General features: G+C 74.8%; 7 protein-coding genes. All 7 read right to left on the reverse strand.

Annotated features, from left to right (window positions below; all coding sequences use genetic code 11):
- Window positions 1-130: 130 nt before the first annotated feature.
- Complete coding sequence (locus AB0G13_RS27885) at window positions 131-934, reverse strand: SGNH/GDSL hydrolase family protein (RefSeq protein WP_357880310.1); 804 nt, start codon at window positions 932-934, stop codon at window positions 131-133.
- 238 nt (window positions 935-1,172) lie between these two features.
- Complete coding sequence (locus AB0G13_RS27890) at window positions 1,173-2,351, reverse strand: class I SAM-dependent methyltransferase (protein WP_357880313.1); 1,179 nt, start codon at window positions 2,349-2,351, stop codon at window positions 1,173-1,175.
- A gap of 36 nt (window positions 2,352-2,387) precedes the next feature.
- The gene (locus AB0G13_RS27895) at window positions 2,388-3,191 is read right to left on the reverse strand and encodes an alpha/beta fold hydrolase (protein ID WP_357880316.1); all 804 of its coding nucleotides are present in this window, start codon (window positions 3,189-3,191) and stop codon (window positions 2,388-2,390) included.
- A 27-nt stretch (window positions 3,192-3,218) separates the two neighbouring features.
- A complete protein-coding gene (locus tag AB0G13_RS27900) occupies window positions 3,219-4,154 on the reverse strand; it encodes a TauD/TfdA family dioxygenase (protein ID WP_357880319.1) in 936 nt (311 codons plus the stop codon).
- Window positions 4,155-4,252: 98 nt separating this feature from the next.
- The gene (locus AB0G13_RS27905) at window positions 4,253-5,566 is read right to left on the reverse strand and encodes an MFS transporter (protein ID WP_357880322.1); all 1,314 of its coding nucleotides are present in this window, start codon (window positions 5,564-5,566) and stop codon (window positions 4,253-4,255) included.
- Window positions 5,563-6,543: an ornithine carbamoyltransferase gene (locus tag AB0G13_RS27910; protein WP_357880325.1), complete on the reverse strand. Its 981-nt coding sequence runs from the start codon at window positions 6,541-6,543 to the stop codon at window positions 5,563-5,565. Before AB0G13_RS27910 ends, AB0G13_RS27905 begins: the two co-directional genes overlap by 4 nt.
- Window positions 6,543-20,843, reverse strand: a complete 14,301-nt coding sequence (locus tag AB0G13_RS27915) for an amino acid adenylation domain-containing protein (protein ID WP_357880327.1) — start codon at window positions 20,841-20,843, stop codon at window positions 6,543-6,545. Before AB0G13_RS27915 ends, AB0G13_RS27910 begins: the two co-directional genes overlap by 1 nt.
- Window positions 20,844-20,860 lie beyond the last annotated feature (17 nt).

Raw genomic sequence — 20,860 nt, forward strand, 5'->3', positions numbered from 1 at the left:
ACACCCCCCGGATCATCCAAACGACAGGGGCAGGAAGTCATACCGGGCCGGGCGACCGAGGGTCCCCGGCTGGGGACGATCAAGAAGGTAACGGGCGGGGCGAGGTCCGCCCGGACGGAGAACGTGCCGGTCAGCCCGCGACGGAGCGGAAGACCGGGTAGTAGCCGCCGGACTGGCCGGCCGCGGTCGGGTGGTACGAGACGCCGAGGCTGGCGTAGTTGAGCGCGTGCAGCCACTTCTCGCCGTAGCTGCAGAGCTGGTGCCCGACGAACTGCGACCGCACGTCGGCGAACTTGAAGCCGGCGGCGACGGCGGCGCTGCGGGTGATGTCGTCCACCAGGTTGATGCCCTCGTTGATCTTCGCTCGCGAGGTGGCGCTCAGGCCGACGCAGATCGTGCCGAGCTGGTAGAAGACCGGGTAGCCGACGACCACCACGCGGGCGTTGGGCGCCCGGGTCTTGATGCCGTTGTAGACGTTGCGCAGCAGGCCGGGCAGCTGCGCGCGGGCCTTGTCCTCGGCGGCCTGGACGGCGGCGACGCATTGGGTGGTGCCCTGGAGCACGCAGGTGGACATGATGTTGGCGAACCCGACGTCGTTCCCGCCGACCGTGACGCTGACCAGGGTGGTGGTGGAGCTCAGCGCCGACAGCTGCGTGTTGATCACGCTGGTGGTGGTGGCACCGGAGCAGGCGACCGAGCGGTACGACGCCGGCTTGATGTTGGCGGCGTACAGGGCCGGGTAGGCGTTGGTGCTGCGCTGGCAGGAGCCGCTCTCGCTGGTGTAGCTGCCGGCGCCCACGCCCGAGGCGTACGAGTCACCGAGCGCCACGTAGCGGTCGGTGGCTGCGGCCTGGGCGGGCGCGGCCAGGGTGAGGCTGACGCCGAGAGCCGTGGCCAGGCTCAGGGCGAGGGAAACGAGACGGGTTCTCCGCACGTCGCACTCCGGGGGTAGGAGGAATCGAGTGCGAGATTGATATCACCGAATATTTGTGAACGAAAGATCTTGCCGAAAGATTTAGGGGTAGCGGCAAAGATGTACCGGGTTCCCGTACCCGGGCCGCCGCCCGGCAGGGGTGGCGCGCCCCGGACCGGGGCCTCGGCCGTACGCCGGTTGCGGAGGTCACAGCTCGACGGAGGCGGCCCCGGTCCGGGGTGCGCGGGCGGGCGGGACGTCAGCGGGACGCCCCGCCCGGGCCGGTGGCCGTCGCCACGAACATCGTCTGCACCTGCTCGCCGGCGTCGAGCCCGGGCACGGCGTGCGCCTGCACGTCGACAAAGCCGGCCCGGCTCAGCGCGGCCCGCCAGCCCGCCACGTCCAGCAGCGGGGACGCCTCCAGCCGCGGCTCGTCGTCCGCGTGCCGCCACCACCCCTCGGCCAGGCCGAAGGTCAGCGTGTTGTAGTCGAGGCGGCTGGTCATCTCGTTGACCACCAGGATGCCGCCCGGCTTGAGCAGCGAGTGGCAGTGCCGCAGCGCGGCGGAGATCCGCAGGGTGGCGTGCAGGACGTTGCTGGCCAGGACGACCTCCATCGAACCGGGTTCGAAGCCCTGGTCCTCCGGCGCCCCCTCCACGTTGTAGCGGGCGAAGTCGACGTGGGGCCGGGTGGCGCCGAAGCGCTGCCGCCCCAGCCGCAGGAACGCGGGCCCCACGTCGGTGTAGAAGTAGCGCAGCCGCTCCGCCCGGTCCGCCAGGGCGTCCAGCACCGGCCCGGTGGTGCCACCGGTCCCCGCCCCCACCTCCATGACCTGGGCGAAGGACCGGGGATAGCGCCGGAGGAACCGCCGGACGTGCTGGTGCACCCGCGCCGCGCAGAGCCGGTTGTAGAAGTCCAGCTGGACGTTGTCGCGGTAGATCGCGGCGACCAGGTCGGCCGAGCCGCCCGGGAAGAGCACCTCGTTCGCCGGCCGGTCGCCCCGCACCACCTCGACCAGCTGCGTCTGGCAGGCGACCAGCAGCGGCACGTACCCGGCGGCCTCCGGATGCTCGCGCCGCAGTGCCGACGCCGTCGCGTCGACCGCGTCGTCCCCGGCGAGCCCGGCCGCCTCGGCGGCCCGTTCCGTCACGGCGAGCCGGTCGCCCCGCCGACGCAGCAGGTCGGCGCGTTCGAGCAGGTCGAGCAGGGCGTCGCCGAGCCGCTGGTAGCCGGACGCCACCGCGAGGCGGGCCAGGATCCCCTCCCGGCCGGCGGTGGTCCCGGGAGCGGGCAGCACGCCCGCGGCGGCCAGCCGGGCCGCCAGCAGCCGCCGCCCGAAGTCCGTCACCGCCTCGAAGGAGGCCCGGAACCGCGCATGGCGTTCCTGGTCCACGTCCACGAGCGGCGACGGCGTCGCCTCGACGTCCGGTGCGGTCACGATGCGCCCTCCACGGTGCTCATCCGGCGGTGCCGGTCAGGTCAGGTGCCCGGTCACGGTCACCGCGGCACGGGGTGCGGTCGGCCGGCCGTCGAGCTGCGCGGTCAGGTCCGCGAGCAACTCCGCCCGCGCCGGCACGAGGTAGAAGTGGTCGCCGGGGAACGCCCGCAGCCGGAAGCCGCCGGTGGTCAGCTCCGCCCAGGCGGAGACCGACTCCCGGTCGCAGGCCGGGTCCCCGGTGCCGAGGTACGCGCTGATCGGCGCGGACACGGCCCGCGCCGCGCGCGGCAGGTAGCCGTGGATCAGCCGCAGGTCCGCCCGGAGCGCCGGCACGACCAGTTCCCGCAGCTTCGGCGAGCGGAAGACCACCGGATCCACCTCGCCGAGCGCGGCGATCCGGGCGAGGAACTCCTCGTCGTCGAGGTCGTCGGGGCGCTGGTCGATGCGGGTGACGTGGGGTGCGCCGTGCCCCGAGACGAACAGGCCCCTCGGCACGACCCCGAGCCGGTCCTCCAGCCGGATGGCCACCTCGTAGGCGACCGAGGCGCCCATGCTGTGGCCGAACAGGGCGAGGGGGCGGTCCAGGTACGGCGTGAGCGATTCGGTGACCCGGTCGGCGAGCAGGTCCATCTCCTCGACGCACGGCTCGGAGAGCCGGTCCTGCCGGCCCGGGTAGCGGACGGCGAGCAGGTCGACGGAGTCCGGCAGCCGGGCCGCCCAGGGCTGGAAGAAGCCGGCCGAGCCGCCGGCGTGCGGCAGGCACACCAACCGCAGCCCCGCGTGCGCGCCGCCCCGGATCACCCGCAGCCACGGATCACCGGCGGGGCGGGGCAGGAACATCTGGGGCACCTTCCTCGGTCGCGCCGGTCAGTCCGACATCGCCACCAGCACCCGGCGGTCACCCGTGTAGGGGCGCCGGCCGTGCGCGGTGAGCACGTTGTCGATCAGCAGCAGGTCGCCGACCCGCCAGTCGACGTCGACCGCGGCCTCCAGGCCCCGGTCGCGGATCTGGGTGACGTACTCGTCGGGGATCGGGGAGCCGTCGGCGAAGGTCACCGACTGGGGCAGCTCGTCCGGCCCCATCACCTGGGTCATCACCCTGGCGATGTCGTCGTCCAGGCCGGCCGGGTGCCACTGGTCCGCCTGGTTGAACCACACCTCGGCGCCGGTGACCGGGTGCCGGAGGGTGGCCGGCCGGAGCTGGGTCACCCGCAGCCCGTCGGCGGTCCACTCCCAGGTGGCGCCGGCGCCGGCGAGGAACTCCTCGACCTCGTCGCGGCTGTCGGTCTCGAAGGTCTCCCGCCAGCTCTTGCCCAGCCCCATGCCGTCGTGCAGGTTCTGCTGGTAGCGCAGGCCACCGGCGAAGTCGGCGCGCAGCTGCGGGTCCAGCGAGTCGAGCCACAGCGCGGCGTCGACGACCGGGGTGGCGCCGCCGGTCTCGGCCGCGATCTGGCAGAAGAACAGCAGCCGGGCCGGCCACCGGGCGGCGTACGACAGTTCGTTGTGCATCGAGATCGTGTAGCGGGCCGGGTACTCCGTGGAGGTGTAGACGTTGCGGCCCACCTTGGTGCGGGGCGAGTTGCCGTGCACGTACGCCAGTCGCCTCGGCAGTAGCAGGTCCATCACCGGGTCCAGGGTCTCCGGCCGCACCCCGAAGCCACGGAAGACGAGCGCCTTCTCGGCGGTGAGCACCTCCGCCAGGTCCAGCTCGCGGAGGTGGCCGACCAGGCCCTCGGCGCTCGGCGCGCAGCCGGCGGTCTCCGGGGTGATCTCCAACGGCTTCCAGCTCGCGTGCTCGGTCATTCCAGGGGCTCCTCACCGTCTGAGGCTGTGCGATCCGTTGCAGGGTCCGTGGCGCCGCTATATTTCGTCGATATCGCCGACGGCCGGGCGCGTACGCCTCACCCGGTGCGCGCCTTCCCCACCGCCGGCTCCCCCTCGGCCTCCGCGCGCTCCGACTCGGCGGCGGCGCGACCGCCGAAGCCGAGCACCGCGAGCACCGCGATCACCCCCATCGCCCCACCCACGATCAGCATGGCCGTGGTGACGTCCGTCGAGTCGAGCAGGAAGCCGGCGAAGAGCGCCCCGAGCGAGTTGGCTCCCGAGCTGAGCAGCATGACGATCGAGCCGGCCCGCCCGCGCAGGTGATCTGGTGCGGACTGGAGCACGTACAACATCCCGGCCACGTTGCTGATGCCGGCGCCGTAGTGGATCAACGCGAAGATCGCGCCGAGGACGACGATTCCCGGTGCCAGCGCGAGTCCCGGTGCCAGCGCGAGCAGCGGCATCAGCACCGCCCAGGCGATGTTGACCCCCATGATGATCCGGCGGATCCCCCACCGGCTCAGGTAGAAGTTGCTGGTCATCGCGCCGGCCATGCCGAACACGCTGTTCACCATGAGCAACATCCCGACCGTGGATGGCGAGCCGCCCTGGTTCTTGACGATCACCAGGAGGCCCAGGCCCAGCACCTGGAACAGGATGTTGCTCGCCGCGAAGAGGCCGAGGGCACGGCGCAGGTACAGCTGGCCCCAGACGAAGACGAAGCCCTCCCGCATCCGGGCCAGCAGGCCACCGGGCTCGTCCGCGCGCGCCTTCGGCGCCTGCAGGTTCCGCCGCACGAACAGCAGGGTGGCCAGCGAGATCACGTGCATCAGCACGGCGAAGCCGAAGGGCGCCCAGCGGGTCAGCGCGTACAGCATGCTGCCGGCCGGCTGGCCGAGGATGCTGGCCGCGTTGGCCCGCGACTCGTTCGCCGCCGTCGCCGCGCCGTACCGGTCGGCCGGGACCACGTTGAACACCGCGGCGCGTTCGGCCAGGGCGTAGCAGATGCCCAGGCTGGCCTCCACGAACGCGACCGCCATCAGGTGCGGCAGCCACACCGAGTCCCGGGCCACCGCGACCGCGACGCTGCCGATTGCGATGATCCGCCCGACGTTGCAGAACACCATGGTCCGCCGACGGTCCCAGCGGTCCACCAGCGCCCCCGCCGGCAACTGGGTCACCAGGTTGGGCAGCAGCGCGGCGAAGGTCACCAGGCTGGCCGCCGTGGCCGATCCGGTCGACCAGAAGACCAGCAGGGCATAGCCGATCGAGGTGGCCCGGGAGCCGAGCGCGGAGACCCCGGAGCCGACCCAGAGCAGCAGGAAGTCACGGTTGCCGGTCAGGCGGCCCGGCTGCCGGGACGTGGCCGCCGGGCGCCCGACCGCGCTCACGACGCGGACCCGGCGGGGGCGGTCCGGCACCAGTCGAGCACGGCCATCGCGCTGTAGAGCTTGTTCTCCGCCTGCTGGAAGGCGATGCTGGCCGGACCGTCGAGCACCTCGGCGGTCACCTCCTCCCCCCGGTGCGCCGGCAGGTCGTGCATGAAGACCGCGTGCGGGCTGCGCCGCCACAGCTCCCGGTCCACCCGGAACGGGGCGAAGCGCACCCGCCAGTCGGGGTCGGGCTTGCTGGTGCCGGTGGTCTGCCAGCGGGTGGTGTAGATGACGTCCAGGTCACCCGGCAGATCGTCCATGTGGTGCCGTTCGACGAGGTGGGCGCCGCAGCGCTCCGCCTGCGCCCGCGCGACCGCCGCGATCTCCGCCGGCAGCCCGTACCCCGCCGGGGTGCGCAGCTCCAGCTCGACGCCGGGGAAGCGGGTCAGCGCCAGGGCCAGGGCCGTCGCGGTGTTGTTCGCCTCGCCCAGGTAGAGCAGCCGCAGGTGCTCGATCCGGCCGAAGCGGCGCAGCAGGGTGGTCAGGTCGGCCAGCGCCTGCGTCGGGTGCTCCTCGGCGCTCATCGCGTTGATCACGGCCATCCGGTGCTGCCGCGACCAGTCGCGCATCTCCTCCGGGTCGGCGGCGGTCCGCGCCACCAGCACGTCGAGCATGCCCGACAGCACCCGGCCGGTGTCCGCGCTGGACTCGCCGGTGTTGACCTGGAGGTCGTCCGGCCCGTACTGGATGGTCTTCGCGCCGAGCCGCAGCGCGGCGACGGTGAAGGCGGTCCGGGTCCGGGTCGACGTCTTCACGAAGTAGGTGCCGACCACCCGGTCGGCCAGCGAGCTGGCGGACTCGCCGGCGGCGAACCTCGCCCCCCGCGCCACGATCGAGTACAGGTCGTCGTCGGTCAGGTCGCGGATCGACACGAGGTGCCGCACCTGCCGGGTCGGTGGGTCGGTGACCGTGGCGATGCTCGGTACGGTCGTCATCACATTTCCTCCGTCAGTGCGGTGTCGGACGCCAGCCGCGACACGACCTCGTGGCCCGCGTCGCCGTTGGTCAGGAGCACCAGCCCGGACCCGTCGGGCACCCGGCCGGCGGTGAGCGCGCGGTAGCCGGGGACCCGGCCGCGGTGGGTGAACTCCACCCGCGCTCCGGCGGGCCCCTCGATGCGGTCGACCATGCAGCCGAGCCCGAAGACGCCGCCCGGTCCGGCGGTCAGTTGCGCCACCGCCAGCTCCTGGCTCAGCAGGGCCGCGCCGCCCTGGTGTGCGAGGTGGATCTCCCTGACGAGCTGGGCGAGGTCGGTGGCGGTGGTCCAGAGACCGGCCGCCGCCAGGTCCGTCCGCACCTGCCAGCCGCCCGGCAGCGGCTCGCCCCGTTCGTCGTGCCCGACGGCCACCGGCCGGCCGGACGTCTCCGGGAAGCGCTGGTCGAAGCTGCTGCCGGTCATTCCCGCCGGGTCGAAGACCAGCTCGGCCATCAGATCGGCGAAGGGCGTCGCGGTGACGTCCTCCATGAGCTGCTGCACCACCACGAAGTGGCTGTTGCGCTCCACCGCGACCGGGTCGGGCGCGTCGAGCGCCCGGACCGGGCCGGTGGGCACGCCCCGGCCGTGCAGCACGTCCGACAGGGTCGGCACGGGGCCGCCACGCGGGTGCCCGGTGCTGCCCGTCGGGGTCAGCCCGGCGACGTGGCAGAGCAGCTGCCGCAGGCTCACCGGCCGGTCGGTGGGCAGCTGCCAGCCCTTCAGGTACGCGTTGACGTCCGTGTCGAGGTGGAGCTGTCCCCGCCCGACGAGGACGAGCGCGCCCACCGCGGCGACCAGCTTGCTGACCGAGCCGACCTGGAAGATGGTCGCCGGGGTCACCGGCGCGTCGCCGCCGGCCGTGCGGTGCCCGGCGGTGCGGACCTCCACCAGCTCGCCGTCCGCGAGCAGTGCCATCGACGCGCCGGGCACCCGGTGGGCGGCGAGCAGCGGCTCGACGGGCGGCAGCACCGCGGCGGTGCGCGCCACGCCGGCCCGTACCGCCGGGCCGGCGGACGCCGCCGCTCCGGCCGGGGTGAGCGAGGCGGCCAGCTCGGCCAGGGTCCGGTCGAGCATCGCCGCCCGCAGCGTCAGCGGGACACCGGCCTGCCGGGCCGCCGTGACCACCGGTACGACCAGCAGCGAGTGCCCGCCCAGGGCGAAGAACCGGTCGTGCCGGCCGACCCGGTCGGTCTGCAGGACCCGGGCCCAGATGTCGGCGATCGACTGCTCCAGCCCCGGGCGGGGCGGGATGTGGCCGGCCGCCCCGGCCAGGTCCACCGGGGGCAGCGCCCGACGGTCGACCTTGCCGTTGGCGTTGAGCGGGATGGCGGGCACCGGGACGAAGACGCTCGGCACCAGTTGACTCGGCAGCCACCGGGCGCAGTGCTCGGCCAGGTCCGGCGCGTCGCCGACGTGGTAGGCCACCAGCCGGGGCCCGCCCGGGCCCGCCGACTCGACGGTCACCGCCGCGTCCCGCACGCCGGGATGGGCGACCAGCACCGACCTGACCTCGCCGGGCTCCACCCGGTGGCCACGGATCTTCACCTGGTCGTCGACCCGGCCGAGCAGGTCCAGCTGCCCGTCGGGCAGCCAGCGTCCCAGGTCACCGGTCCGGTACAGCCGCCCGCCGTCCGGGTCGAACGGATCGGGCACGAACCGGTCGGCGGTCAGGGCCGGCCGTCCGGCGTAGCCCCGGGCGAGACCGGGACCGCCGAGGTGGACGTGGCCGACCACGCCCACCGGCACCGGTTGCAGGTCGGCGTCGAGGACGTAGGTCCGCATCCCGCCCAGCGGCCGGCCGATCGGCGCGACGTCGGCCGGCAGTGGCCCGGTGACCGGGTACCGGCTGACCGCCACGGTCGCCTCCGTCGGCCCGTACTCGTTGAGCAGCACGGTGTCCGGCGCGAGCGCGTGCCAGCGGTCGCAGACCTGCCGGGTCAGCGCCTCGCCCCCCACCACCAGCAGCGGGGTCAGGGCGGCGGCCCGGTCCGCGCCGAGCTGGCGGGTCAGCAGGTCGAGGTGGCCGGGCGTCAGCTTGACGAAGCTGAACGGGCCGGCGTCGGCCAACCGCGGGCCCAGCTCGTCCAGGCCGGCGTCGGGGGGCAGCAGCCACAGCCGCTGCCCGGTGACCAGCGGCGCCCAGATGCTGGTCACCACCAGGTCGTACGCGACCGACGAGAAGAGCGCCGCGCCGCCGGTGCGGTCGGAGATGAGTTCCTCGGCCGCCCAGCCCAGATAGTTGGCGAGGCTGCGGTGGCTGATCTGCACCCCGTTCGGCCGGCCGGTCGAGCCGGAGGTGAAGATGACGTAGGCGAGGTGGTCCGGGTCGGGCCGGCCGGCCGGCGGGTCGGCGGGCAGCGCGGCGATCCGCCCGGCGTCGCGGTCGAGCAGCACCAGCTCCACGCCGGTGAACCGGTCGGCGTGGCCGGTCGAGGTCACCACCACCGTCGCCCCCGCGTCGGCGAGCATCGCGGCGACCCGCTCGGCCGGGTGCCCCGGGTCGATGGGCAGGTACGCGCCGCCGGCCCGCCAGATGCCGAGCAGGGCGGCGACGAGGTCGACGCCCCGGTCCAGCAGCACCCCCACGACCCGCTCCGGGCCGATCCCCGCCCCGCGCAGGTGGTGGCCGATCCGGTTGGCCGCCGCGTCCAGCTCGGCGTAGCTCGTACCGTCGACCGCCTCGGCGTGCGGGGTCGCCGCGGCGCGCGCCGCCACCCGGGCCGGCACCAGGTCGGCGCAGCCCGGCGCGGCCGAGGAGTTCCAGCCCACCAGCACGTCGTGCCGCTCCCCGGCGGGCAGGTACGCCGCCCGGGGGTCGCCGTCGGGGTCGGCCACCATCGCCTCCAGCACCAGCCGGTACATGCCGGCCAGCCGCGCGGCCTCGGTCCGGCCCATGGCGTGGCTGTCGGTGCTCAGTTCGAGCCGGCCGGCGCCCGCGGCGACGGCGAGCGCGAACTCCGAGGTGCTCGCGCCGATCCGCTCCACGGGCGCGGTGCGCCCGCCGTCCACCTCGGTGAAGTCCAGGTAGCTGAAGTAGACGTCGGTGAGGCGGGCCCCGCGGCCGGGGGTGCGGATGGCCGGCGCCGGGTAGCGCCGGTGCGGCCACAGGTCGGCCTCGCGGGCGTGCACCCGCTGGACCAGTTCCCGCCAGCTGGTCGCCTGCCGGTCGTGCGGGAACGGCAGGGTGTTCAGCGACATGGCGTAGACGCGCTCGCTGCCCAGGACGTCGGGCCGGGTGTTGCAGACCAGCCCGCTGTAGAAGGTCGGCTCGTCGGTGAGCTGGCTGAGCACCTTCAGGTGCGCGGCGTGCAGCACCGCCTTGAGCGACACCCGGGCCGCCGAGGCCAGGTCCCGCAGCCGCGGCTCCAGGTCCGCGTAGGACACCACCTCGGTGTACGGCTGGAGCGCGGCCGGCGCCGGGGGCGCCCACGCGGCGGGGAGCAGGAACCGCGGGTATCGCTGGACCACGTCCTGCCAGTAGCGCCGGTCGGCCTCCGAGGCGAGGGCGCGCAGCTCGCCGGCGACGAAGTCGGCGAACCGCACCCCGGGCGGGGTGGTGTCGGTGTCGGGGCCGGCGCCCGCCCGCCGCGCGCGGTAGCGGTCCAGGATCTCCATCACCAGGGCGTGCAGGCTCCAACCCTCGATGACGACGTGGCAGATGGTGAGCACCAGCCGCCAGCTGCGGTCGGTCTCCAGGCACACGGTGAACCGCAGCAGCGGCGCCCGCTCGACGTCGAACAGCGCGTCGTACTCCTCGCCGACGAGCCGGCGCACCAGGGCCGTCCGGTCCGCCTCGGCCAGCCCGCGCAGGTCGCGGATGCCGACCGGGACGTCCACCGCGCGGTGCACCAGCTGCATGGGCACCGAGTAGCTGGTGGTGTCCACCGAGGTGCGCAGGACGTCGTGCCGGGCCACCACCTCGCCGACGGCGGCCCGCAGCGTCGCCAGGTCGAACGGCTCGTCGTCGGGGACGAGGAACGAGGCGACGTTGTGGTAGTGGTTCCGGCCGTTGTCGGCCAGCATCTCCAGCAGCATGCCCAGCTGCACCCGCGACAGCGGGTACGCGTCGTCCAGCCCGGCCGGCAGCAGCGGCAGGTCGGCGGGGGCGACCAGCTCGAAGGGCTCGACGGGGCGCTCGGCCGGCGCCGGCGCGTCCCGGCTCGCCAGCACCTCGCAGAGCGCCCGGACGGTCGGGTGCCGGAAGATGTCCGCGACCGTCACGTCCAGCCCGGCCGCGCGCATCGTGCCGGCCAGCACCAGCGCCGTGATGGAGTGCCCGCCGAGGTCGAAGAAGCCGTCGGCGACGCTCACCACCGGAAGGCCCAGCACGTCGGCCCAGGCGGCGGCCACCCGCTCCTCCAGCGGCCCCGCCGCGGCGACGAAGTCCCGCCCCGGCAGCGTCGCGCCGGTGGGCGCGGGCAGCGCCCGCCGGTCCAGCTTGCCGCTGTTGTTGCGCGGCAGCTCGTCCAGCACCACGAACGCCGACGGGACCATGTACTCCGGCAGGCTGCGCGCCAGCCCGGCGCGCAGCGACCCGACCTCCGGCAGAGGCTCGTCGCCGGCCACCAGGTACGCGGTCAGCCGGGGATCGGCCGGGTCGTCCGCGCGCAGCACGACGACCGCCTCCGCGACACCGGGCAGCGCGGTCAGCGCCGCCTCGACCTCGCCCGGCTCGATCCGGTAGCCCCGGAGCTTCACCTGGTCGTCGAGCCGGCCGAGGAACTCCACGCTGCCGTCCGGCAGCCGGGTGGCCCGGTCGCCGGTGCGGTACATCCGGCTGCCGGGTGGGCCGTACGGGTCGGGCAGGAAGCGCCGCGCGGTCAGCTCGGGCTGGTCGAGGTAGCCCCGGGCGACCCCGTGCCCGGCCAGGTAGACCTCGCCGGGCACCCCGATGGGCGCCGGGTGGCCGTACTGGTCGAGCACGTACATCCGCACCCCGGACAGCGGCCGGCCGATCCGGCTGCCCACCCCGGGCGCGAGGTCGGCCCGGGTGATCCGGTGGTAGGTGGAGTAGACGGTGGTCTCGGTGATCCCGTACATGTTGACCAGCGCCACCCGGGCCAGCCCGAGACGGGCGGCCCACGGCGCGAGGTCGGCGAAGTCGAGCTTCTCCCCCGCGACCACCACCGCGCGCAGCGACAGGTCCCGGATCCCGGGGGCGTCCTCGGCGGCGAGCCGGACGAGCCCGCGCAACGCCGTCGGGGTCTGCGCCAGCATGGTGACCCGCTGCGTCACCAGAAGGTCCAGCAGGTCCTGCGGCACCCGGGCCACCTCGCGGGGCACCAGCACCAGCCGGCTGCCGTGCAGCAGCGCCCCCCACAGCTCCCAGACGGAGACGTCGAAGGCGTACGAGTGGAACAGCGCCCACACGTCGGTCTCGTCCACCGCGTAGTGCTCCTGCGCGGCGTCGAGCAGGCGCAGCACGTTGGCGTCGCTCACGCAGACGCCCTTGGGCCGGCCGGTCGAGCCGGAGGTGTAGATGACGTAGACCAGGTCGTCCGGGTCGCGGGCGATGCCCGGATCGGTCTCCGGCTGCCCGGCCAGGTCGCCGGCGTCCAGCAGCACCCGCCGCCCGTCGAAGCCGGCGAGCAGCTCCGCCTGCGCGGAGGTGGTCACCACGGTCCGCACCCCGGCGTCGGCCAGCATGTAGCTGATCCGCTCGGCGGGCTGGGCCGGGTCCAGCGGCAGGTACGCCGCTCCCGCCTTGAGCACGCCGAGCAGCGCGGGCACCAGGTCCGCGTCCCGGTCGAGGCAGACCCCGACGACGGTCTCCCGGCCGGCGCCGGCCGCCCGCAGGTGGTGCGCCAGCCGGTTGGCGGCCGCGTCGAGGAGGGCGTACGTCAGCTCTACGGCGCCGGCCACCACCGCCACGGCCTGCGGGTCGCGGGCCAGCTGGGCCTGGAACAGCTCGACCATGGTGCCGGTGACCGGCTCGTCCGCGCCCGTGTCGGTGACGCCGAGCAGCCGGTCCCGCTCGCCCCCGGGCACGCAGACGGCCTGGCAGTCGCCGTCGGGGTCGGCGACCATCGCCTCCAGCACCGCCCGGTACATGCCGGCGATCCGGTCCAGGTTGGCCTGGCTGACCAGCCCCGCCCGGGCGGAGAGCGCGTAGCGGCCCCGCTGGGCGAAGCAGGAGAGGTCGAACTCGGTGGCGCCCTCGCCTGCGTTGCCGGTGACCACCGGGCCGGACCCGTCGCCGCCTTGCGTCGCGCGGGTGAAGTCCTGGTAGTTGAACAGGACGTGCAGCAGCCGGTGGCCGGCCTCGCGCTGCATCTCGGCCAGCGGGAACCGCCGGTGCGGCCAGAGCGCGACCTCCCTGTCGAACACCGCGGCGACGAGCTCCCGCCAGCTGCGGGCGGACCGGTCGTAGGGGAACGGCACCGTGTTCAGGTACATGCCGTGCACCTCGTCGGCGCCGAGCACCTCGGGCCGGGCGTCGCAGACGAGGCCGGCGTGGAAGCCCGGCTCGCCGGTGAGCTGGCTGAGCACCTTCAGGTGCGCGGCGTGCAGCACCGCCTTCACCGACACGTCGCCGTCGCGGGCCAGGGCGCGCAGCGCCTCGTCCAGGTCGGTGAAGTCGACGGTGGCGCCGACCGTGGCGTCCGGCGCGTCCGGCTCGCCCCAGCCGGTGGGCAGGGTGAACGGGGCGCGCCCGTCCCAGACCGACCGCCAGTGCTCCCGGTCGGCGGTCGATTCCAGCGCGGCGAGCTCGGCGGCGATGAAGTCGGCGTAGCGCACGGCCGGCGACTCGACCGGCCGTGGGGCGCGGCCGTCGGCCAGCTCGGCGTAGCCGTCGAGCACCTCGGTGACCAGCCGCGCGCTGCTCCAGCCCTCGGTGACGGCGTGGCAGATGGTGAAGGTGAACCACCAGCTCTCGTCGCTGTCCAGGTGCGCCGTGACGCGCAGCAGCGGCGCGGTGGAGACGTCGAACGGGCGGGCCCGCTCGGCGGCGATGAACTCCGCGAAGAGCGCGGCGTGCCGCTGGGCCGGGACGCCCCGGCCGTCCTCGACGCGCACGTCGGGCTCGGCCCCGGCGTGCACGAGCTGCATCGGCACCGAGTAGGTGACCAGGTCGAACGACGTGCGCAGAATCTCGTGCCGGGCGACCACGGCGCGGACCGCGCCGCGCAGCGCCTCGGCGTCGAACGGCCGCCCGTCGCGGACCTGGTGGGCCAGGACGCTGTGGTAGACCGCGCGGTCGCCGCTGACGGCCGACTCCACCAGCATGCCGAGCTGGGTGCGCGACGCCGGGTAGGCGTCGACCAGGCCGCCGGGCAGCCTGGCCCGGTCGGCGGCGCCGATCAGCGCGTACGGCGCGACCGGCCGGAAGACCTCGGTGTCGGCGTCGGTCAGCGCGGCGGCCAGCCGCCGGACGGTGCGGTGGGCGAAGACGTCCCGCACGCTGGTCCGGTGGCCGGCGGCGCGCAGCGTGCCGACCAGGGTGACCGCGAGCATCGAGTCGCCGCCCAGGTCGAAGAAGCTGTCGGTGGCGCCGACCTGCGCCACGCCGAGCACCCGCGCCCAGATCCCGGCGATCTCCGCCTCCACGTCGCCGGTCGGGGCCTGGTACTCCCCCGTGGCGTACGAGCCGGTGTCGGGGGTCGGCAGCTGGCGCCGGTCGACCTTGCCGTTCGGGTCCTTCGGGACGGCGTCGACGGTGACGTAGGCGGCCGGGACCATCGCCTCGGGCAGCGCGGCGAGCAGCCGCTCCCGCAGCCGGGCCGGGGCCGGTGCGTCGCCGGTGGCGGGCAGCACGTACCCGACGAGGGTGCGGCGGCCGTCGTGCTCGCGCACGGCGGCGACCGCGTCGGCCACGCCGGGGCAGGCCCGCAGGGCCGTCTCGATCTCCCCCAGCTCGATCCGTACGCCGTGCAGCTTGACCTGCGAGTCGAGCCGGCCCAGGAAGTCCACGGTCCCGTCGGGCCGCCACGCCGCCGCGTCCCCGGTGCGGTACAGCCGCGCCCCGGGCGGGCCGTACGGGTCGGGCACGAACCTCTCGCCGGTCAGCCCCGGCCGGCCCAGGTAGCCCCGGGCCAGCCCCGTCCCGCCGACGCAGAGCTCGCCGGGCACGCCGACCGGCACGGGGTCGAGCCGCTCGTCGAGGACGTACAGCCGCAGGTTCGGGTGGGGCGTGCCGAGCGGCACCCGGGACAGCCCGGCCAGGGCGTCGGCGGTGCACCGCCAGCTGCTCACGTCGACCGTGGCCTCGGCCGGGCCGTACGTGTTGTGCAGCTCGCAGCCCGGCAGCGCGGCCAGGAACGCCCGCGCCACGTCGACCGCGATCTCCTCGCCGCCCACCGCCACCGACCGCAGCGACCGGCACCCGGCCAGCCCCTCGGCGAGCAACGCCGGAAGCATCGACGGCACGAAGTGGACGGTGGTGACGCCCTCGCGGGCCATCAGCTCGCACAGGTAGGCGGGGTCGCGGTGCCCGCCGGGGCGGGCCACCACGATCCGGGCGCCCGCCGACAGGGCCGCGTAGACCTCGGCCGGGGAGACGTCAAAGCCGATCTCGGTCTTCTGGAGCACGACGGCGTCGGAGCCCAGCCGGTAGACCTGCGCGCCGACGTGGTCGGTGCGGTTGACCAGGGCCCGGTGCGACAGCAGCGAGCCCTTGGGGCGGCCGGTGGAGCCCGAGGTGTAGATGACGACGCTGCCGTTGTCCGGGTCGGTGAGCGGCTCCGGGTCGGTCGGCGGCCGGTCGGCCCAGGCGTCCGGCTCGTCGAGCAGCACCACCGTGGCCTCGACCGGCGGCAGTTGCGCCCGCAGCTCGGCGGTGGTGAGCAGCACCGGGGCCGCCGCGTCCGCGAGCATGAACGCCAACCGCTCCGCCGGGTACGACGGATCCAACGGCAGGTACACCCCACCCGCCTTGTGCACCGCCAGCATCGCCACGACCTGCTCCACCGACCGGTGCGCACACACCCCGACCAGGACCTCCGGCCCCACCCCCAGCTCCCGCAGGTGGTGCGCCAACCGGTTCGCCCGACCGTTCACCTGCCCGTACGAGAACGACACGCCCTCGCAGGTCATGGCCACCGCGTCCGGCCGTCGCGCCGCCTGCGCCTCGAACGCCGCCGGTACGTACCCGCCGACCTCGACACTGCGACCCGGGGTGAACCGGGCGAGCTCGGCGCGCTCCCCGGCCGGCAGGCGCAGCGCCGCCGCGTCCCCGTCCGGGTCGGCCACCATCGCCGTCAGCACCTCGCGGAACATCGCCCCGATCCGCACCAGGGCGGCCGGGTCGGCCGTCCGGCTGTCGCTGACCAGGCGGACGGTCCCGCCGCCCGCCCCGACCGACAGGCCGAACTCGGTGGCCCCGGGCCCGCCGACCTCGACCGGGTCGGCGCCGGAACCGGCGTCGGACGCCTCGACGGTCCCGCCGCCGTCCTGCCGGCTCTCGACGTAGCCGAAGACGACGTCGATCGGGCGGGAGCCGGCACCGGCCAGCCGCGCCACCGCCGGGAGCGGGTAGCGCCGGTGCGGCCACAGCTCCACCTCGCGGTCGAACACCGACCGCACCAGCTCCCGCCAGGTGCCCGCCGACCGTCCGTGCGCGAACGGCAGCACGTTGATGTACATGCCGTGCACCCGCTCCGCGCCCCGCACCTCCGGCCGCGCGTCGCACACCAGGCCCGTGTAGAAGGCGGACTCGTTGGTGAGCTGGCTCATCACCTTCAGGTGCGCGGCGTGCAGCACCGCCTTGACGGACGTGCCGGTGTCGCTGGCGAGGCGGCGGACCGCCGCGTCCAGGTCGTGCACGTCGACGGTGTACCGGCAGACCGCCGCCGGGTCGGACCGGTCGCCGAAGGCGTCCGGGAGGGTCAGCTTCGGCCGGCCGGTCACCACCGCCCGCCAGTGCGCGACGGTCTCCGGCGAGCGCAGCGCCTCCAGTTCGCCGGCGACGTGGTCGGCGTACCGGACGGCGGGGGGTTCGACCCGCATCGGCGCCTCGCCCCGGCTGCGTCGCCCGTACTCGCCGAGCAGCTCGGCGAGCAGGGCGTTGAGGTCCCAGCCGCCGGTGACCAGGTGGCTCACCGCGAGGGTCAGCCACCATGCCCCGGCGCCGTCGGCGTGCGCGGTGACGCGCAGCAGGGGCGCCGCCGAGTCCAGGTCGAAGGGGGTACGCCGCTCGGCGGCCAGGTGCTCGGAGTGACCGGCGGCCGGGTGCACGGCGACCGGCACGGCGGTGCTCGCGCGCACCAGCTGCATCGGCACCGAGTAGCCGGTCAGGTCGACCGAGGTGCGCAGCGTCTCGTGCCGGGCGACCAGCGCGTCGACCGTCGCCCGGAGCGCGTCGGCGGCGAACGGCCGGCCGTCGTCGACCCGGACCGACTGCACGACGTGGTACAGCGACCTGCCGGGATCCTTCTGGATCTCCACGGCCATGCCGACCTGGGCCTGCGTCGCCGGGTACGCGTCGACCAGCCCGCCGGGCAGCCTGGCCCGGTCGGCGGCGTCGATCAGCGCGTACGGCTCGACGGGGCGAAAGGCCCCCTCCTTGGCGGTGTCGGCCTCGGCGAGGGCGGTGACCAGGCGGCGGATCGTGCGGTGCGCGAAGATGTCCCGCACGGTGACGTCGTGGCCGGCGGCGCGGAGCGACCCGACCAGGGTCACCGCCGTCATCGAGTCGCCGCCCAGGTCGAAGAAGCTCTCGGTGACGCTGACCCGGTCGAGGTCGAGCACCCACGACCAGACGCCGGCCATCGCCGACTCCACCGGGCCGTTGGGCCGCTCGTAGCGGCCCCGGGCGTAGGACCGCGCGTCCGGCGCCGGCAGTTGCCGCCGGTCGACCTTGCCGTGCGGGTCCACGGGGACGGCGTCGACCGTGACGTAGGCGGCCGGCACCATCGCCTCCGGCAGCTCGGCCAGCAGCCGTTCCCGCAGCTCGCCGGGGGTGGGCGCGGATCCGCCGTCGGCGACGAGGTAGCCGACGAGGGTGCGCCGGCCGTCCTGTTCGCGGACCGCGGCGACCGCGTCGGTCACCCCGGGGCAGGCCCGCAGGGCCGTCTCGATCTCCCCCAGCTCGATTCGTACGCCGTGCAGCTTGACCTGCGAGTCGATGCGGCCCAGGAAGTCGACGGTGCCGTCGGGCCGCCACGCCGCCGCGTCCCCGGTCCGGTAGAGCCGCGACCCGGGCGGGCCGTACGGGTCCGGCACGAACCGCTGCGCGGTCGTACCGGGCGCCCCGAGGTAGCCCCGGGCCAGCCCGACCCCGCCGACGCACAGCTCGCCGCGCACCCCGACCGGCACCGGTTGCAGGTCGTCGTCGAGCACCCGGACGGTGAGGTTCGTGAACGGGGTGCCGAGCGGCACCCGGGTCAGCCCGCGCAGGGCCTCGGCGGTGCAGAGCCAGCTGGTGACGTCGACGGTGGTCTCGGCCGGGCCGTACGTGTTGTGCAGCTCGCAGCCCGGCAGCGCGGACAGGAACGCCCGCGCCACGTCGACGGCGATCTCCTCGCCGCCCACCGCCACCGACCGCAGCGACCGGCACCCGGCCAGCCCCTCGGCCAGCAGCGCCGACAGCATGCTCGGCACCAGCTCGACGGCGGTGACGCCCTCGCGGACGACCAGGTCCCGCAGGTACGCCGGGTCGCGGTGTCCGCCCGGGCGGGCCACCACGATCCGGGCGCCCGCCGACAGGGCCGCGTAGACCTCGGCCGGGGAGACGTCGAAGCCGATCTCGGTCTTCTGGAGCAGCACCGCCTCCTCGTCGAGGCGGTTGACCCGCCGGCCGGCGTGCGCCGAGCGGTTGACCAGGGCCCGGTGCGGCACGAGGACGCCCTTGGGCTGGCCGGTCGAGCCGGAGGTGTAGATGACGTAGCAGCCGCTGTCGGCGTGGGTGCGCGGCTCGGGGTCGGTGGCCGGCTGGCCGGCCCAGGCGTCCGGGCCGTCCAGCAGCACCGTGACCGCCTCGGCCGCCGGGAGCTGACCGCGCAGCTCGGCGGTGGTGAGCAGCACCGGGGCCTCCGCGTCGGCGAGCATGAACGCCAACCGCTCCGCCGGGTACGACGGATCCAACGGCAGGTACACCCCACCCGCCTTGTGCACCGCCAGCATCGCCACGACCTGCTCCACCGACCGGTGCGCACACACCCCGACCAGGACCTCCGGCCCCACCCCCAGCTCCCGCAGGTGGTGCGCCAACCGGTTCGCCCGAGCGTTGAGATCCCGGTAACTGACCCGCGTGCCGTCGCAGGTGAGGGCCACCGCATCCGGCCGCCGCGCCGCCTGCGCCTCGAAGGCCGCCGGCACGTACCCGCCGACCTCGGCGGTGCCGCCGGCCGACCAGCCCTCGATCTCGTCGCGCTCCGCCGCCGGCAGGCGGACGGCGACCGCGTCACCCTCAGGGTCGGCGACCATCGCCGTCAGCACCTGGCGGAACATCGCCCCCACCCGGGCCAGCGCGGCGGGACCGAAGACGTGGCTGTCGCCGACCAGGTCGAGGAAGCCGCCGGCGGCGGTCACCTGGAGGGCGAACTCGGTGCCGCCCTCCCCGGCGATGGCCTCGAAGTCGACGGACTCGTCGGCGACCGCCCCGGCGCGGCGGAACTCGGTGTAGTCGAAGACGACGTCGATCGGGCGGGACCCGGCACCGGCCATCCGCTGCACCGCCGGCAACGGGTACCGCCGGTGCGGCCACAGCTCCACCTCACGGTCGAACACCGACCGCACCAGCTCCCGCCACGTACCCGCACCACGCGCGTACGCGAACGGCAGCACGTTGATGTACATCCCGTGCACCCGCTCCGCGCCCCGCACCTCCGGCCGCGCGTCGCACACCAGCCCCGTGTAGAACCGACCCTGGTCGGTTAGCTGGCTCATCACCTTCAGGTGCGCGGCGTGCAGCACCGACTTGGGCGACACGTCGAGGGTCGACGCGAGCGCGCGCAGCTTCGGCTCCAGGTCCTGGTAGCTGACCCGGGTTCGCAGGCTCTCCCGCGGCCCGTCGGTGCGGCCCCAGCCGTCCGGCGGGGTGAAACCGGCGTACCCGTCGACGACGCCCCGCCAGTACGCCTCGTCCTCGCCGGCCTTCAGCGCAGTCAGTTCGGCGGCGACGAAGTCGGCGTACCGGACGGCGGTCGGCTCCGGCGACTCGGGCACCATGCCGGCGCTGCGCCGCTCGTAACAGCCGATCAGCTCGACCAGGAGGGTGTTCAGGTCCCAGCCGCCGGTGACCAGGTGGCTGACGGCGACGGTGAGCCACCAGCCCCGGTCGTCGGTGCGGTGCGCGGCGACCCGCAGCAGCGGCGCCGGCTGGTCCAGCTCGAAGGGTCGCGCCCGCTCGGCGTCGACGTACGCCCGCAGCCGGGCCTCGACGTCCCCGCCGGTCAGCTCCGTGACCCGCACGTCGACCGGCGCCTCGGCGTGCACGAGCTGCATCGGCACGGAGAAGCCGGTGAGGTCGAACGAGGTGCGCAGCGTCTCGTGCCGACCGACCACGTCCCGCACGGCGGAACGCAGCGCGTCGGCCGAGAACGGCCGTCCACTGTGTACGCGAAAGCAGCGGACGATGTGGTACAGCGACTTGCCGGGGTCCTTCTGGATCTCCACGGCCATGCCGACCTGTGCCTGCACAGCCGGGTACGCGTCGACGAGCCCGGCGGGCAGGGCGGCCCGGTCGGCGGCCGTCAGCAGGGAGAAGGGCGCGACGGCCTGGAAGGCCGGCGCCGCCGGTGCGGCGTCCTTGGCGCAGAGGTGCCCCGCCAGGGCGGCGACCGTGCGGTGCAGGAAGACGTCCCGGACGGCCACCCCGAAGCCGGCCGCCCGCAGCGCGCCGACCAGGGCGACCGCGCGGAGCGAGTCGCCGCCGAGGTCGAAGAAGCTCTCCTGGGTGCTGACCTGCTCCAGGTTGAGCACCTGGCCCCAGATCCCGGCCAGCTGGGCCTCCAGCTCGGTCGCCGGGGCGACGTGCACCCGCTCGACCGGCACCGCGGCGTCCCAGAGGGCGGCCCGGTCGACCTTGCCGTTGGCGTTGAGCGGGATCGCCTCCACGGCCACGAACTCAGCCGGGATCATGTACTCCGGCAACTGCTCCGCGCAGCGCTGCCGCACCCGGTCCAGCAGGCCGGGGGTCGCCGATGCGGCCGGCCGGTAGAAGGCCACCAGCCGGGCGTCGCCGTCGGCGGCCGAGCCCGAGACCAGGGCCACCGCGTCGGCCACGCCGTCGGTGCCCTCCAGGACCGACTCGATCTCGCCGAGTTCGATCCGGTAGCCGCGGATCTTCACCTGGTGGTCGACACGGCCGACGAACTCCACCGCCCCGTCGGCCATCC

The sequence above is a fragment of the Micromonospora sp. NPDC023633 genome, from assembly GCF_040640035.1.
Classification (GTDB): domain Bacteria; phylum Actinomycetota; class Actinomycetes; order Mycobacteriales; family Micromonosporaceae; genus Micromonospora.